We start from the raw sequence: 15769 nt of genomic DNA, 5'->3' as shown, positions 1-15769 counted from the left end.
CGCTACTGGTCTCGCTGCATCGAATCGAAAAGGTTCACCATCGGGATTTGTGGGACGTTGGTGATTCCGGTGGTGGGTCGGTCAAGATCCACAACCAATGCCGCCGCTAGGGTGAACAGCCCCAAGACCATCGCTGAGGTTCGGCGCTCGCTTGGGCGTTCGTAGCCGACAAGTCCCGCGGATAGGACCGAAAACAGGACAAGCATCCGAAGGATTCGAGGGGGAATGTGGGCTTGACGACTCGCTAAACGGGCCTCCGCAAGGTCGATGGCGTCGTTGGTGCTTGCGAGTATCAGCCCCGCGCGCGGAGTGTCCTTGAATGATGCGGTCGCATTGATTAGGGTTTCCCATAACCTCGATTGGGCACGCACAGAGGCGCGGTGCCGAGCGAGCTCGTCTCGGCTGCTGTGCGCTTCCCCAAAGTCCAACCTCGACATCGTGTATTCCAATAAGACGGCTTTCGCTTGAGGGCGGTCATGTTCCTCAAGCAGTGAAACGCGCAGCCAGGTAGTTCCAATGGCATTGGCTTCGTCAACGACCAAGGCGCGACGACTGTCATAGCGTTGCAACGCGATGGAAAAGGTGAAGCCGATCAGGAGCGCAAGAAGTCCTAGAACCGTGGTCCTGGCGAACCCTTCGTCACCAGGCACGGGCTTGGTAACCCTGCGCCTTCCAAACCATGCCCCTGCTTCCCGTGCCAGCAGCAATGCCGCGAAGAGCATGATCGACAGAAGCCAGACTGGCAGGTAGGGATAGCTGTCGGAAACAATGGGCATTGCTCAATCTCCCAAGCGTGTTCGACGATCTTGGCAGTGGCGAAAGACGTAGTAATCAGTAGAAATGCTTAGAGACCGCCCTGCGGGCGCGCCCGAGCTCCAAGCGCTAGCGCAGATATCGGTGGCGTGCTTATAGTCAGGGCTGCGGCTGACTGAGAGGAATTCCCTACCTCCGTGGTGTTGGCTTTGGTTATCGAGGGCCCAGGTTTGCGACGGGGGTGACGGATACAGGCGCGCCAGTTGACCATGCTCGATCCGATTCGTTTCCATGATTAGGAAGCAATCCCCTACGCCTCACCACCAAAGCTTGAGCGAACACGTTCCTGAACGCTTGGTTTGGATCCCCGGTGGGGAGTTTCTTATGGGGTCGGATCATCACTACCCTGAGGAAAAGCCGAGCCACCGAGTGCGGGTCGACGGGTTCTGGATGGACGCTTCTCCCGTGACCAATCAGCAGTTCGGGCGTTTCATCCATGCGACCGGCCATGTGACGGCAGCGGAGATAGCCCCATCCGCACCCCGGCGCACCGCCCGAGAACCTGAAGGCCGGATCGATGGTCTTCACCCCGCCCAGGAGGCCCGTGCTCCACGATGTTCGCCACTGGCGGGCCTTCGTCCATGGGGCCGACTGGCGTCATCCCCTGGAGCCCGACTCGGATCTGAACGGGATGGCCGACCATCCCGTCGTGCATATAGGCATTGAGGATGTAAAGGCTTACGCGGCATGGAGCGGAAAGGATGTTCCCACAGAGGCGGAATGGGAGTTTGCGGCTTGAGTGGCACAGAGTTCGCGTGGGGGACCGAGCTGGTGCCCGACGGCCGGCACATGGCGAACACGTGGCAAGGGCAGTTCCCCTGGCAGAACCTTGAAGAGGACGGATTCGTGCGAATGTCCCCCGTGGGAACTTGCCCAGCCAATGGCTACGGGTTGGTGGACATGATTGGCAATGTCTGGGAGTGGACGCAGGACTGGTTCAGCAATCGACACCCAACCGAAGTGGCGAGGCCCCGCTGCGTGCCACGCAACCCACAAGGGGCACTGCTGGAGGCCAGAGTGGACCCCTCTCAGGCCGGTGTGGGCAGGAAGGTGCTCAAAGGAGGATCGCTTCTTGGCGTCCGTTTCAGCGGGGCAGGTTCAGTCCGCCGCGTGCGGCCAAAGGCGGTCAAGACGTTTTCCCATCGCTTCTTGGTGGATGCGTGGGAGGTTGTGGCCCAAGTTCAACAGGGCATCCAAGGTGGACCCACGGCTTCTTAGAAATGCCTTCAAAGCCAGCTCAAGGGAATGGGCGACGAGCATGTACGGCACCACGGACCGGTCGTCCTGCCTCTTCACCATGTCGGCCGCGCGCTGGTACTCGTGGGCGTAGCGCAGCAGGCCAAGGGAGGAGGTACGCTCTTCCTCGTCGGCGATCTGTTCGGGGGTCTTCTTTGGGCGTGCCATATCGGTCTCAGGGCTTCGTAGGGAGCTGGGACGGCAGCTTTTGGGGCATTGCAGGATTGATTGTCGCAGGCTGCTGCTACGATGGTGACGGGACAACCTCAATCCTCACGGGGTCCGACGGCTTCCCTACACTGAACCCCAGGGACAGGATAGAAACCGCCAGCGCCTCAAACGCAATCCCCTGCGTCCAACTCTGCCGCCGTTCCTCGGCTTGAAGGTTCGCGTACAGAGCCGCTGTCTGCGCGAGGCTCACATGCAAGCTGACTAGCGGTGTCTGAAATGTCAGAAGGCCGTCGCCCCCGTGCTTGCTGCGATAGACCGCATTCAAGTGATACTCAAGGCGCGCGTACAAGTCATTAGTGCGGACGCCAAGGGTGGCAGCGATCTGTGCGACATCTTTTGGCTCGATAAAAACGTAGTCGTCGGTTGCCTCCCTCTTTGCATCTGCCGCTCTGGCAGCGAGCAGCAGTTGCCGGAGTACCTGCAGGTCCGTCGGTTCCTTTCCCCGAGCTGGGGTAATCATGATGTCACCTCCCTTGAGTGCCTTTAGGTTACGCCTGCGTCATCTTCAATCACTAAACTTCGTCATCCTCCTGTTTCTCCGGACGCGCTCCTTCCGCCGGCTTCTGGCCGTCCGCCGGTTTTCTTAAGGACTGCCCTAGGGATATTTGGGCGAACATGTCGGGACGTTCGGCGTGGCCTCGGTCGGTGGTGGTGATGTCGTCGGTGTTTATGGGGCCAGTGTGCCGGACAGGAGTATCACGGACCGCGACAGATGGAGGATTCCAGCTCTCCGAAGCTGACGCCTTCGACCGCCATGCGGCAAAGCTCAAGACTCAGTACACGAGCGTAACTTTTCATGGTGACTCCTTCTCGCTCGTGCCCGGCTACCTGCTGCACGACTTCCTTCGGTGCACCAGCGTTTAGCGCGGCTGTGATGAACGTAGCTCGTAGCCCGTGGAACACCAGGCGGCGGTCTGCGATGCCAAGGGTCCGGATACGGCGGCCCCACGTCTTCCCGATCCCGTGGCCTCGCTTGCGGTCTGGACCTCCGGGTACCAGACCCGGCAGCAGGTAGCCGTCGCCAGTGTTCTCGACCAGTCCGTCCAGGAGGTTCCGGATAGCAGGGTGCACAGGGACCACTCGGACCGCTGCCATCGACTTACCTTCGCGGACGTGGATGACCTGGGCCTCGGCATCGTAGTCGCCCACGGTGAGGGCGCAGACCTCATTCAAGCGCATGCCGGTGTAGAGGGCCAGCAACGTCAATGGGAACAGCAAACGTTCTCGCCGGTCGCTCTTCATGCCTGTCAGGATGACTTTCAGTTCCCCTTCGGCCCACGTCCGACGATTCGCCTCGCGTCCCTTCTTCGACTTCTTCAACGTGCCCTGCATACCGTCGAACGGATTGAGGTCGATCTGTCCACGGAGCATGGCCCAGCCAAACCACACACGGCAGGCACTGACCTCCTTGGTCTTCGTCACTCTCGATACTTCGCGGGTCTGGATCACCTTGGCAACGAACTGACCTGCGGTGGCTCGGGTGATGGTCGCAATCTCCACGTTCCTACCGACCCAGCTGACGAATGCGCGGCAGCGTTTCTCAAGTTCGCCGTGGGACTGTGCCGTAAGGTCGCCTATACGCTCCGCTAGGAAGCTCTCCATACTCTCCGCTACCGTCGTGCCAAGCTGCCCCCGCGAAGCCCGGTAGGCGCGCTGTAGGCCCTGCGCGTCGATCTGCTCGCCTGCCTTTTCCTGCTGCGCTACATACATGTCCACGTCGTTATCGACCTGGGATTGAACGTCGATAGGCCGCAGCGAGCCGGTGCCCACCATGGCGTGTCCTTCGCGAGCGCGTTCCGTAATGAGTTCAGGTGACCACTGGTCGATCCCGTCCCGAATGAGGCGGTGGGCGACTTGCGCTCGCTTTACGTAGTCCTCCGGTGAACCTTTGGCCGTGCCTCGCTGCATTGCGAGCGCCCATGCTTTCCACCCGGCAATGATCGGTGCGGCTAGTTCTACCGCCTCACTAAGGGAGTCGGTGGACAGCGCCTGAACCATGTCGTGCTTGCCGACTGCTCGCTGGACGGGTCGGGGAAGGACGTAGCGAGCTGAGTAGGTATTGCCACGGCGTTTGATGCCGGAGGGGAGGGCCATTTGGGAGGTGCGGGTACAGAGTGTGGTGGCGTAGGGTACAGCGGAAACCCTTGTCCCGCATGGTTATTGGCTTTGCCGCTCGTGGTGTCTGTGATCCTGTTTCCGGCACCAGTTGCATGAAAAGCCCCGGCCTTGGTCGGGGCTTTTTGTTTGGGCGATGCCTCCTGCTACGCTTGGCTCCAAGGCAGCCACCCCCCGGTGGCTTGAGGGGATTCAAGGAAGATGGCATCAACCACATGGCTTCACCGCCTGGCGCTGGGCGTGGCCCTGCCGCTGGCCGTACTCACCGCGCCCGCGCTCCGGGCCGCAGAGCCCAAGCCCGCCGCCGCACCCGCGCAGGCCGAAACCGACGCAGCGAAAGCCGTGCGCTACACCCGCGCTTTGGAGTCGGCACCGCTGGCCGACGAAGCGCTGGAGATGCGCCGCTGGCTGCTGCGGTGGATCGTGGAAACCCCTGATTACTCCGTTACCGTCTGCAACATGCTGGACCTTCGCGCCGACGACCGCCCGGCGCTCGCTGACGAGCTGCTGCTGCAGATGATGGCCGGCAACGTCGCCTGGCAGATCGAGCACGGGGCAGGTAAGGACGAGGCACTGCGCCAGTTGGCGGCGGTGGAGAGCGTACTGCGCATGTACGGCAACTACCTGATCAAGGATGCCAAGTGGGTGGTACCCGCGTTGGAGCCGCTGATCGTGCAGCAGCGCGCCGGCACCCTTCGCGAGTACGTGGAAAAGAAGACGGCTGACGCCTGCAGCTCAGAGGGTGGCGAGCCGATGACGCTACCTGACGAGGAAGATGCCGCCCCCTTCCTCGGCGGCTACCTGCGCGAATCCCATGTGGTCTATCCGCTCAAGGTTCCCACCGGCTGGGAGATGCTCAGCGAGCACCGCTACGATGAACTGGAGTACGGCGCGTCGGTGCGCTTCCACCGCGTTGGCGATGAAAGCGGCTGGATGGACGCATATTTCTACCCGATGGGCGTGTTGAACACAGAGCAGGTGGCCCAGCTGGCCGCCAGCGAGCGCAACAATCTCGTCGCAGCGTGGAAGGAGTCCTTCACTGACACGCCCCTGAGTCCGCTGTCCACGTTCAGCGTGCCGCTCAATGCCGCTGTTTCCGTTCCCGCCGGACGTCAGCCGCGCCCAAGCGCCGTAACGGCCTACGAGGCCGATTTCACCTACCTCCATAAAGAGAACGGCAAGCGCTATCACTCGGTCATGGTGTTCATGGTGGACCGCCTGTATGCCATCAAGCTGAGATACAGCGCCGACGCTACCAAGCTCAGCCGTGCGCAGGCACGTAAAGAGGCCGAAGACTTCGCCCGTTACCTGCTGCCCCAGCTGGACATCACCAGTACCGGCAACTGCGGTGTGCCCGAAATGGCGCAGGACAGTCGCATTGCGGACGGCTGCGCAGGCCAGGACCCCATCCAGCCCGCGGTGCTGGAAGGCCGTCGGGAACTGCGCTTCGAGTACCCGAGTTCCCGCTGAACAGTCCGCCCGGATAACAGGACGTTTCATCCGGGCCTGTTATTCTCCGGCAAGGGGATTCAGCTGACTACAACGGGAAATCAAGGACGATGGCATCCATCACCGCTCTCCGCCGTTCCGCGCTCGCATTGGCGATTCCGCTCTGCCTCTGCCTGGCCTCGCCGCTTCTGGCAAATGAGCCCGCAGCGCCCGCCGAACCCGAAGAATCGACGCACGCCAAGGTCCTGCGCTACACCCGCGCGCTGGAGAAGTCTCCAGACGCGGCCGATGCGTCGGAAGTGCGAAGGGCACTGCTCGATTGGGCAATGAACAACAGCGAGTTCGAGGTCAACCTGTGTGACGTGATGGATCTGCCCGAGCTGGGGCACAAGGACCGCAGCCCCATTACCACTGAACTGACGCAGCAGATGCTGTTCGGGAATGTTGCCTTCCAGATCGAACATGGCACGGACACCCCCGAGCTGGCCCGGCAGGTGGCCGCTGCGGAAAGTTCAATCAAAGTCTACAAAGTAATGCTGGCGAAGCACCCGGAACTGCGCATCGCGCAGATGGACGCGCTGGTCGCCGAGCAGAAGGCTGGCCGTCTGGACCGGCACCTGGCTCCGGTGGTGACGGATTGTCTGGCCGCGCGTCTCACACGTGTGAACGCCACGCCAGACGAGGTGCCGTTCCTCGGCGGCTTCCTGCGCGAGACCTCGGTGATCTATCCCGAGCGCATCGGCACCTGGGTGATGGTGGGCGAGCATCGTTTCGACACAGCGCCCTATGGTGCCTCGCTCCGCTACGAGCGCCCCGACGACAACACCGGCTTCATCGATGTGTACATCTATCCGGTGGGTGTGAACTCGGCCGAGGCCGTCGCCGAGCAGGCGGTGATCGAGCGCGACGCGCTGCAGAGGGGCTGGGCGTCGCAGCTGGTGGATCCGCCCATGTCGCCGCTGTCGACGTTCACCCTTCCGGTAAAGCCGGTTGCCAACCCCTCTCCCTATCACCAGCCTAGCCCCAAGACCGTCACCGCCTACCAGGTGGACTTCGGCTTCAAGCGTGAGGACGGGGCCTACAGCGGGGCCTTCATCTACATGGTAGACCGCCTGCACGGCATCGAAATCCGCTACAACGCGAAGGCGGCGTCGCTCGACCGGACGCAGTTGCGCAAGGAAGCCGAGAAATTCACGCGCGAGGTGTTCCCGCAGCTGGGCATCATCAGCAACGGCAGCTGCGGTCTGCCCCAGATGGGCGTCGACGGCAAGCTCGCGGACGGCTGCGATGGCATCGAGCCGGTGACGCCCGCTGTGGGCGAGGGCATGCGTGAGCTGCGCTTCGAGTACGCGCCGCCGTCACCCTGAGGTGGCGGTGTCCCACTCGGGGAAGATCTCCACGTCCACGTGATCAATGGTGCCGGTGAAGCGGAAGGGCAGGGTGTAGTTCCAGTCCACCGCCGAGCCGGTATCCAAGCCGATATCCAGCCCTTCGCCGATGGAGAACTGGATCGGCACGGTGCGCTCCAGCCGACCGCTGGCCACGGTGGTTCCGTCTACGGTGAGCGTGACCTTGCCGCCTTTGCCCATGCCGCCACCGTCATAGTCGAAGCGCACCTCGATGTGCGCCTTGCCCGGCGGCAGCGCCTTTTCCGCGCTGAACACCGGGCGCTCCTGGCCGAGGAAGTTGTAGACGAACGCCGGCTTGCCATCTTTGAAGTACAGCCCGTAGCCGCCTTCCGAACCGCCCTGGGTGATGATCATGCCTTCGGCATCGGCCGGCACCTCCACCTGCGCGGTGATCTTCCACGACTTGTTGAGCATCGGCAGGCAGGCCGCATCGGGTAGGGCCACCATGCCGGGGTAGTAGGTCACCTGGGTGCGCTTGCCGACCAGGTTCGGGCGGCCCATCGCTTCGGCATTCATGCGAATGGTGCCGCGCCAGTCCAGTGGCAGCACGCTGTAGCGCGCGGCCTCCACCCACCACAGATCCTGCAGTTCGCGCAGCTTGTCCGGGTGCTCTGCGGCTACGTCGTGCGCCTGGGAGAAATCGCCGTCCAGCTTGTACAGCTCCCATACCTGCTTGTCCGGCGACCAGTCGGTGGGACGCGTCGGCATCCACGGTGCGAAGCTCGGCGCTGAGGCCATCCAGCCCTCGTGGTACAGGCCGCGATTGCAGGCCAGTTCGAAATACTGGGTACGGCGGCGGCTGGGGGCCTTGCCGTCATCAAAGCTGAAGGCAAAGCTGATGCCCTCGATGTCCTTCTGCGGAATGCCGTTGAGCACGCGAGGCGCAGTGATTCCGCAGGCTTCATACAGGGTCGGCACGATGTCGATCACATGCAGGAACTGCTCACGCAGCCCGCCCTTGTCCTTGATCTTCTCCGGCCAGCTCACAATCAGCGGGTTTCGCGTGCCCCCAAAGTGGCTGGCCACCTGCTTGGTCCACTGGAACGGCGTGTTCATCGCATGCGCCCACGATGACGGGAAATGGTTGAAGTGCTTCGGCCCGCCCAGTTCGTGCATCACCACGAAGTTGTCCTGCCACTTCTCCGGGAAGCCGTTGAAGAACAGGTTCTCGTTGAGCGAGCCTTCCAGTCCGCCCTCGGCGCTGGAGCCGTTGTCGCCGGCAATATAGAGAATGATGGTGTTGTCGGCGTCGGGCAGTGCCTTTACTGCGTCAATCACGCGTCCCATCGCCGCGTCCACCTGTGCGCCATAGGCGGCAAACACTTCCATCATCCGCGCATACACCGCCTTCTGATCCTGCTCCAGACCCTCCCATGCCGGCAGCCCCGGCGAGCGTTCGGTCAGGTCGGTGTCCGCCGGTACCACGCCAAGCTTTTTCTGCCGTTCCAGCGTCTGTTCGCGATAGGCATCCCAGCCCATGTCGAACTGGCCTTTGAACTTGTCGATCCATGCCTGCGGTGCCTGATGCGGGGCATGTGTTGCACCGGGGGCAACGTACAGGAAGTAAGGACGATCCGGCGCGATGCTCTTGGCTCGGCGCACCCAGGCCACGGCTTTGTCCGCCAGGTCTTCAGTCAGGTGATACTCGGGGTCATCGGAGGCCGGCACCAGATCGCGGTTTTCAAACAACAGCGGGTTCCAGTGATTCATGTCGCCGGCATTGAACCCGTAGAAGTAGTCAAAGCCCAGACCATTGGCCCAGCGGTCAAACGGTCCTGCCGCGCTCAGCTCCCAGGTCGGGGTGTTGTGGTTCTTGCCGATCCACGCGGTCATGTAGCCGTTCTGGCGCAGCACCTCGCCGATGGTGCCGCAGTCGCGCGGCAGCACGCAGCAATAGCCGTCGTAGCCAGTGGCCAGCTCGGTGATTCCGGCGAACGACGCCGAATGGTGGTTGCGCCCGGTGATCAGCGCCGCACGGGTGGGGCTGCACAGCGCGGTGGTGTGGAAGTGGTTGTAGCGCAGCCCTTCGGCCGCCAACCGGTCCATGGTGGGCGAGGGCACGCCGCCGCCGAAGGTGCTGAACTGGCCGAAGCCCACGTCGTCCAGCAGGATCAGCACCACATTGGGGGCCCCTTTGGGGGCCTGCACCGGCTGCGGAAACTGGGCTGGGTCCGAGTCCTGGTAGGTGCGCCCCACCTGGCCGTGGAAGTGGAAATCCGGGCGCGGCAGGATGTCCGGGGTTCCGGCGTTGGCATCGTGGCGGGTATTCATCTGCGGGGCCTGCGGGGGGAGAGGCGATGAGCTTCCCACTGGGCAGTTGCGCTGACATCGGCGAAAGCACGGTCGGGGTATCAGTAGTTCTACTGGTGCAGCCTGATTGGCCTCAAGAACGTCGGCGCACGGCCGCTACCGTGGCAGCGGAATGCGGCTTCCCTGAAGCAGCACATTGATGAGATTCCATGAGATTGTCTGGCTCTGCTGGACGAATCGGTCTGGACCCTGCTGATGCCATGGAGATTGAATGAAGTACTTTCGCGTGCATCCAGACGTAGCCATGCGAGAAAGATGGATTCTTGGGGGCATCCGCTACAGCGAGAACTGGGAATTTCTGGATCCGTATGTCGAATGCATGGAGCCATGCCGTTATGCGCTTGACCTTCACTTCGATGGAGTTGCGGTTGACTTCACCGTTGCGGGTGCTGCCAGCGTACCCATCGTCAGCGCCAGGTTCTGCGATGCCCTCGCTGGGCTCCCTGAGATCGAGGAGCTGTACCGGAACACCGTCATGGAGCCCGTCAGCATCGAGGGGGCGAGTGGCGTTGCGGAGTACTTCGTGATGATTGTGGAGTCAAAGTTCGACTGCATTGATGGTGCCACCTCGAAGTTCACCAGGTTCGCCGTCAACGATCCATGGAGACCCTCACTGTCTGAAGAGAACTCGTCAGCATTCAACCTTGTCCTGGATGCCAGCAGGATCGGAGATAAGCACATATTCCGATTGGTGGGCTACCCGCATGCGCTGATCGTCAGCGAGGAAGTGAAGCTGCGCCTTGACCGCGCTGAAGTGACCGGTATCGCATATGAGGAGATGTCGATGGCGGGGGAGGAGCAGGTTATTCAGGCCCCATGACGTGCCAAGGAAGATGTTGATGAAGCTTCGAAGCGTGGTTTTAAAATCTCTGCATTTCATGTACTGGGCCCTGTGGGCGGTATCCATATTCGGCCTGTTGCAGGCGTGGATTGGTCGGCCGCTGAACTTGCTGCTTTGCGCGACTACCCAGGAGGATGTTGAGTGCGAGTGGGTGACATCTGTTGGAATGTGGATCTTCGGGTGCAGCTTCGTCGCTGTGATCCTGCTCACCTCCGCTATGCTTATCCGTGCAGGCGTCAGGCGAAAGTGGAATCTCGCGGAGATCGTCGTTGCGTTGATAGGGTGGGCGGCGTTGCTGTACTTCGTGACGAACCTCCGGTCCTGAGGGTGTTGGGGTTGCGGTCGTAGGACTGTTGGAGACCGATCCAGAACCCCTCTGATGTACCGAAGTAATGTGAGAGGCGCAATCCCGTGTCGGCGGTAATGCCCCGGTGTCCGCTCACGATCAGCCCTATGCTGCGCTTTGGTACGCCGATGGACTTGGCCAAGCGGCTCTGTGTGATGCCCATGGGTTCCAGGAATTCATGCAACAGGACTTCACCTGGGGTGGGGTAGGGAACCGTACGCATGATCATCTCTCTGAGTGGCGTGGACCACGCTACTCCAATCGCCGGAGAGGGCTTTTCAATTCATTTCAATTTTGTAGGCATCACCATTCGACCAGATGCGTCGTTCGTTGGCCGTTGTCTGCTGATCGGTTCACTGCCGGTCGGCATTTGAGCCGCATACGACACCTCGGATGCCTGGCAGTTCGATCTGGTGCCATGAATGACGCGCCATGGTGCATCGGAATCCTTGCCATTCTGGCTCGGAATATGCGCCAAAACGCCGTTTTCCGTGCCATACGCGTCAACGATAGATGCAGCCTATCGAAATCGCGAGAAATGCAAGAAAACAGCCGCTTCACATCAGATTGGCCTTCCGGCACTGTGGTCCCCGGAGTCTAGAAAACTCTTTCAACACGTAACCTCTGTATCCCAAGGTCGGGATGGTGGCGAATACAACACTCCCCCAAAAGGGGGGGAATAAGTCACACCGTTACGTGTTGCGGTTTTCTAGCTCCCGACGCCTTTCCCATAGGGGGAAAGGCCTTTCCCGGGAGTCTGAGATGTACGCGTTCTGGGCCTTCATCCATCGCTTCGAGCTGCCCACTCGAGGCCTTCGATTACCTCTTCCGCGCGCCTGCCGCCCTTCGGCGTTGCCTCTTCGCGCGCGTATCCAAAACTTATAACGCCGGGCGCTGCCCCGGCCATCTGATCGGCATGCCGCCGCGCCCTTGCTGCGCGTCGCGTTGCCACTTCGTTGAACTCATTCGTTACCCAGTTTCGGGAGGATCCCATGTGCGAGCAGTGTTCCTTTGCAGGTGTTGTTGACCATGCGAATTCAGAGCGCCCTCAAGGCGGCCATGCAAGCGGAGCGGTGCAGCCTGCGCCGCTGTTTCAGCCCTCAGCGAGCATCCATCCAGGGCGCGTGTTGATGGACGACTACCTGCGCCCTGCCGGCATTTCCATTCGGCGGCTGGCGGACTCCATCCGGGTCAAGCGTGGTCGATTGGAATCGGTGATTGGTGGCCGCAGCAGCATCAGTGCGGAACTGTCGCTGCGGCTGGGGCGTTACTTCGGTGACCCGCCGGCGTACTGGCAGGATCTGCAGGCGAAACACGACATGGAAATGGCGTACTGCGCCTGGGGCGAGGACATCGACCTGATCCGCCCGCGCGTGCGCTGGTAGGACGGTCGGGATGGGTCGCCATGTGTACGGTACGGCCCGGGTTGTCAGTTCGTGCGCAGCCCGGCCAGCACGGCGGGCTGTTGCGCAGAGTGCGGGGAGTTCGGGTATGAGTCTGGTGATGGTGTTGGAGATTGAGTCCGGGGTGACGCTGGATGATGTGGCGTTCACGCTTCGGTCGCTGGGTCTGCCTAGCGACGTTGACCAGAATATCTGGGCTGGACTGCTGCCGGGGTGCAGGTGTGCGTTTGGGTTCAAGCAGCACGCTGTTCCGCTTGCTTTAGGGGCAAGAGGCATGCAGGTGGAGTGGAGTGTGGGGTTGACGGTGACGTTTCACTTTCGGGCTGCGCATATGTTGCGGAGCCTGCATGAGATCTATCGGTTGATTGAGGTGTTCTCGAAGCAGCACCGGTATCGGTTTGTGCTGTCGTTTCAGTACGAGCGGGTTTATGCGGTGCGGGATGAGTCCGGATTGGATCTGGTGTGGAAGATTTCGTAGAGCCGGGCTTGCCCGGCTGCTGTTGGCGCAGGGCTATCGGCCATCAAGGACGCCGCATCGAAGGCGATGTCAATTTGGGGTCATGCGTTACCGGATGTTGGGTGTTTCCGGGCCGTCGTCTGTCGACCGACGCTACCGGATTCAGCTCCTCCAGAAATCTCAACGTGCCCACGGTCACGGTTTGACATCATTTACTGAGGAACGGCCCCTACCATCTGGGTTACTGTTGAACTGCTCCCCCAGAGGCCACCCCATGAAGACCGCCGTTTTCAGCGCACGCCCCTACGACCGTCACTTCCTGGAAGCCGCGAACCAGCATGCGGGCAGTGAAGGTCGCTTCGAGTTCGCCTACTTCGACGTAGGGCTGGACCTCACCACCTCCACCTTGGCCCAGGGTAGCGAAGCGGTCTGCGTGTTCGTCAATGACCGGCTGGATGCCCCGGTGCTTGAAGCGCTGTACGGGCGGGGCATCCGCGCGGTGCTGCTGCGCTGTGCAGGCTTCAATAATGTGGATCTGGCCGCCGCAGAGCGGTTGGGCTTGTTCGTGGCCCGGGTGCCGGCTTACTCACCTGAAGCAGTAGCAGAACACGCGCTGGCGCTGATCATGACACTGAACCGCCAGACCCACCGCGCCTACAACAGGGTCCGCGAAGGGAACTTCATGCTCGACGGCCTGCTGGGTCGCACGCTGCACGGCCGCACGGCCGGCATCGTGGGCACCGGCAAAATCGGGCTGGCTACGGCACGCATTCTTAAAGGTATGGGCTGCAACGTGCTCGGGTATGACCCGTACCCCAGCTCGGCCTTCGATGGCATTGGCGAAATGGTGCCGCTGTCTGAACTGCTGGCGCGCTCGGACATCGTTTCCCTGCATTGCCCGCTGACTCCGGACACGCACCACCTGATCAACGAAGCTTCGCTGGCGCTCATGAAGCCCGGGGCCATGCTGGTAAACACTTCACGTGGTGGGCTGGTCAACACCGATGCGGTGATCCGCGCCCTGAAGTCCCGACACCTCGGCCATCTGGCCATCGACGTGTACGAGCAGGAAAGCGCGCTGTTCTTCCAGGATCTATCCGGCGAGATCATTGACGACGATGTCTTCCAGCGCCTGATGACCTTCCCGAACGTGCTGGTGACCGGTCACCAAGGCTTCTTCACCGCCGAAGCCCTGCAGGAAATCTCCGCCATCACCCTGGGCAACCTCACCGATTTCGCCGAAGGCCGCCCCTGTAAAAATAAGGTCGCGTAGAGCCACGCCCTGCGTGGCTGCACTCTCTCACCGTTCTGCCCCCAAAACCGCACGGAACCCCAAACCCATGTGGCAACAGAACTACGACCCCCTGGGCAACACCTACCTTTCCGCCCTGATGGGGGCACTCCCGGTCCTGGTCTTCCTGTTAGCCCTGACAGTCCTGCGCCTGAAAGGCCTCACCGCCGCACTCCTCGCCGTAGCCGTCTCCATCGCCGTCTCCTGGTTCGGCTTCGGCATGCCGCTCGGCGAAATCACCGGCGCAGCCCTGCTCGGCATCGCCAACGGCATCTTCCCCATCAGCTTCATCGTGCTGATGGCGGTATGGCTGTACAAGCTCGCCATCCGCAGTGGCAAGTTCGAAGTCATCCGCGGCAGCATCGCGACCATTTCCGATGACCAGCGCATCCAGGTGCTGTTGATCGCGTTCTGCTTTGGTGGCTTCCTGGAAGGCGCAGCCGGCTTCGGCGTGCCCATCGCCATCTGCGCGGCCTTGCTGGTGGAGCTCGGCTTCCGCCCGCTGAAGGCCGCCATGCTCTGTCTGATCGCCAACGGTGCGGCCGGGGCCTACGGGGCCATCGGCATTCCAGTTCTGGTAGGGGCGGAGCAGGGTGGGGTGCCACTGCGGGACATGTCGTGGAAGCTGGTGCCGCTGGTGCAGGTGTGCGCAGCGCTGCTACCGGCGGCGCTGGTGATGCTGCTGGATGGTTGGCGCGGCGTGCGCGAAACCTGGCCGGTGCTGCTGGTGGTGGGCCTGGTGTTCAGTGGCGTGCAGACGGCGGTGTTGCTGCTGCTCGGGCCGGAGCTGGTCGATATCGTCGGCCCGCTGGCGGGCATGGCGGCGCTGGCGGGGTTCATGCAGTTCTGGCAGCCGAAGCGGATCTACCGCGAGGCCGAGGCACCGCCGGTGTCGGCGCAGCGTTGGTCGCTGAAAGAGGTGCTGCTGGCGTGGTCGCCGTTCTATCTGCTGACCGCCACCATTCTGGTGTGGAGCCTGCCGGCGTTCAAAGGGTTGTTCGCGGCGGGTGGGGCGCTGGCCGGCACGGTGCTGCACCTGCCGATTGGGTTGCTGCACCAGCGGGTGCAGGAGCTGCCGCCGCTGGTGGCCGAGGCGCATACGCTGCCGGCGGTATGGAATGTGGGGTGGCTGGGGGCTGCGGGCACGGCCATTTTGATTGCCGCGCTGCTGACGGCTCTCTTGTCGCCGAAGCTTGGGCTGCGGGCCGGCGGACAGGAACTGGCGCAGGCCGGGCGGGAGATGTGGAAGCCCCTGGCCACCGTGGCGCTGGTGATGGCAGTGGCTTACATCACCAACTATTCCGGCGCGTCTTCCACGATCGGGCTGGCGCTGGCGGAAACTGGTGGGGTGTTCCCGGTGCTGTCGCCAGTGATCGGCTGGATGGGGGTGTTCATTACCGGGTCGGTGGTGAACAGCAACACCCTGTTCGCGCATCTGCAGGCGGTGACGGCGGAGCAGATTGGCGTGGCACCGGCGTTGTTGGTGGCGGCGAATACCGCAGGCGGGGTGATGGCGAAGCTGGTGTCGCCGCAGTCGATTGCCATCGCGGCGGCGGCGGTGAAGCTGGTGGGGCAGGAGTCGGCGATTCTGCGGTCTACGTTGGCGGCCAGTTTGGGGTTGTTGGGCTATGTGTGTGTGGTGACGTGGGTGTTGTCGATGGTGGCGTAACCGGATGTGGTCGTGCCGGGTGATTCGGTGGACGCGCATGGCGCGTCCCTACGCAGATGGTCGGTGGTTCAGCCGGGCAAGCCCGGCTCTACGGGTGGGCGGGTCGGTGGTTCAGCCACGCAGGGCGTGGCTCTACGGATCCCGGTAGATACCGTCTCGCCCCTGCCTATGCAAGGGCGATTTCGGGATCAAACGGCCG

At 62.2% G+C, this 15769-nt stretch carries 16 protein-coding genes; 10 read left to right on the top strand and 6 right to left on the bottom strand.

The window, feature by feature from the left end; all coding sequences use genetic code 11:
* Positions 1-2: 2 nt before the first annotated feature.
* Complete coding sequence (locus RT551_RS10145) at positions 3-776, bottom strand: hypothetical protein (protein ID WP_313458169.1); 774 nt, start codon at positions 774-776, stop codon at positions 3-5.
* Between the two features lie 554 nt (positions 777-1330).
* On the opposite strand from RT551_RS10145, the gene RT551_RS21570 reads away from it, so the two are divergent.
* A complete protein-coding gene (locus RT551_RS21570; protein ID WP_345785168.1) occupies positions 1331-1552 on the top strand; it encodes an SUMF1/EgtB/PvdO family nonheme iron enzyme in 222 nt (73 codons plus the stop codon).
* Between the two features lie 359 nt (positions 1553-1911).
* On the opposite strand, the gene RT551_RS10140 is transcribed toward RT551_RS21570, so the two are convergent.
* The 3 genes from RT551_RS10140 to RT551_RS10130 all read right to left on the bottom strand — a co-directional run bounded on the left by RT551_RS10140 (position 1912) and on the right by RT551_RS10130 (position 4374).
* Complete coding sequence (locus tag RT551_RS10140) at positions 1912-2217, bottom strand: hypothetical protein (protein ID WP_313458167.1); 306 nt, start codon at positions 2215-2217, stop codon at positions 1912-1914.
* Between the two features lie 76 nt (positions 2218-2293).
* Positions 2294-2740, bottom strand: coding sequence for a hypothetical protein (locus RT551_RS10135; protein ID WP_313458165.1), 447 nt, complete (start codon positions 2738-2740; stop codon positions 2294-2296).
* Between the two features lie 236 nt (positions 2741-2976).
* Positions 2977-4374 carry a site-specific integrase gene (locus RT551_RS10130; protein ID WP_313458162.1) on the bottom strand — a complete coding sequence of 466 codons (1398 nt, stop codon included), beginning with the start codon at positions 4372-4374 and terminating at the stop codon, positions 2977-2979.
* Positions 4375-4596: 222 nt separating this feature from the next.
* Here RT551_RS10130 and RT551_RS10125 point away from each other — a divergent pair, with 222 nt between their 5' ends.
* Both RT551_RS10125 and RT551_RS10120 read left to right on the top strand, forming a co-directional pair.
* Positions 4597-5865, top strand: a complete 1269-nt coding sequence (locus RT551_RS10125; RefSeq protein WP_313458160.1) for a hypothetical protein — start codon at positions 4597-4599, stop codon at positions 5863-5865.
* A gap of 89 nt (positions 5866-5954) precedes the next feature.
* Positions 5955-7211: a hypothetical protein gene (locus tag RT551_RS10120; protein WP_313458158.1), complete on the top strand. Its 1257-nt coding sequence runs from the start codon at positions 5955-5957 to the stop codon at positions 7209-7211.
* Here the strand turns inward: RT551_RS10120 and RT551_RS10115 are convergent.
* Positions 7203-9524 (bottom strand): arylsulfatase, encoded by a 2322-nt coding sequence (locus tag RT551_RS10115; RefSeq protein ID WP_313458156.1) that lies wholly within the window; start codon positions 9522-9524, stop codon positions 7203-7205. The genes RT551_RS10120 and RT551_RS10115 overlap by 9 nt on opposite strands.
* Positions 9525-9774: 250 nt before the next feature.
* Here RT551_RS10115 and RT551_RS10110 point away from each other — a divergent pair, with 250 nt between their 5' ends.
* Both RT551_RS10110 and RT551_RS10105 read left to right on the top strand, forming a co-directional pair.
* Complete coding sequence (locus tag RT551_RS10110) at positions 9775-10383, top strand: DUF1629 domain-containing protein (protein ID WP_313458154.1); 609 nt, start codon at positions 9775-9777, stop codon at positions 10381-10383.
* A gap of 19 nt (positions 10384-10402) precedes the next feature.
* Positions 10403-10729: a hypothetical protein gene (locus RT551_RS10105; protein ID WP_313458265.1), complete on the top strand. Its 327-nt coding sequence runs from the start codon at positions 10403-10405 to the stop codon at positions 10727-10729.
* Here the strand turns inward: RT551_RS10105 and RT551_RS10100 are convergent.
* Complete coding sequence (locus RT551_RS10100) at positions 10641-10973, bottom strand: HigA family addiction module antitoxin (protein ID WP_313458152.1); 333 nt, start codon at positions 10971-10973, stop codon at positions 10641-10643. The genes RT551_RS10105 and RT551_RS10100 overlap by 89 nt on opposite strands.
* Between RT551_RS10100 and RT551_RS10095 the strand changes: the two genes are divergently transcribed.
* The 5 genes from RT551_RS10095 to RT551_RS10075 all read left to right on the top strand — a co-directional run bounded on the left by RT551_RS10095 (position 10972) and on the right by RT551_RS10075 (position 15570).
* Positions 10972-11124, top strand: coding sequence for a hypothetical protein (locus RT551_RS10095; RefSeq protein ID WP_313458150.1), 153 nt, complete (start codon positions 10972-10974; stop codon positions 11122-11124). The two genes, RT551_RS10100 and RT551_RS10095, sit on opposite strands and share 2 nt — an antisense overlap.
* Positions 11125-11742: 618 nt before the next feature.
* Complete coding sequence (locus RT551_RS10090) at positions 11743-12135, top strand: HigA family addiction module antitoxin (protein ID WP_313458148.1); 393 nt, start codon at positions 11743-11745, stop codon at positions 12133-12135.
* A 106-nt stretch (positions 12136-12241) separates the two neighbouring features.
* Entirely contained in the window at positions 12242-12631 is a 390-nt protein-coding gene (locus RT551_RS10085; RefSeq protein WP_313458146.1) for a hypothetical protein, read from the top strand.
* A gap of 253 nt (positions 12632-12884) precedes the next feature.
* Positions 12885-13883, top strand: a complete 999-nt coding sequence (locus RT551_RS10080; protein ID WP_313458145.1) for a 2-hydroxyacid dehydrogenase — start codon at positions 12885-12887, stop codon at positions 13881-13883.
* Between the two features lie 67 nt (positions 13884-13950).
* A complete protein-coding gene (locus tag RT551_RS10075; protein WP_313458143.1) occupies positions 13951-15570 on the top strand; it encodes a lactate permease LctP family transporter in 1620 nt (539 codons plus the stop codon).
* Positions 15571-15769: the final 199 nt, after the last annotated feature.

It is taken from the genome of Stenotrophomonas sp. (assembly GCF_032103445.1).
In the GTDB taxonomy this organism is placed as follows: domain Bacteria; phylum Pseudomonadota; class Gammaproteobacteria; order Xanthomonadales; family Xanthomonadaceae; genus Stenotrophomonas.
The sequence above is the reverse complement of the archived record's forward strand: the minus strand, read 5'-3'. Positions and strand labels throughout refer to the sequence as shown.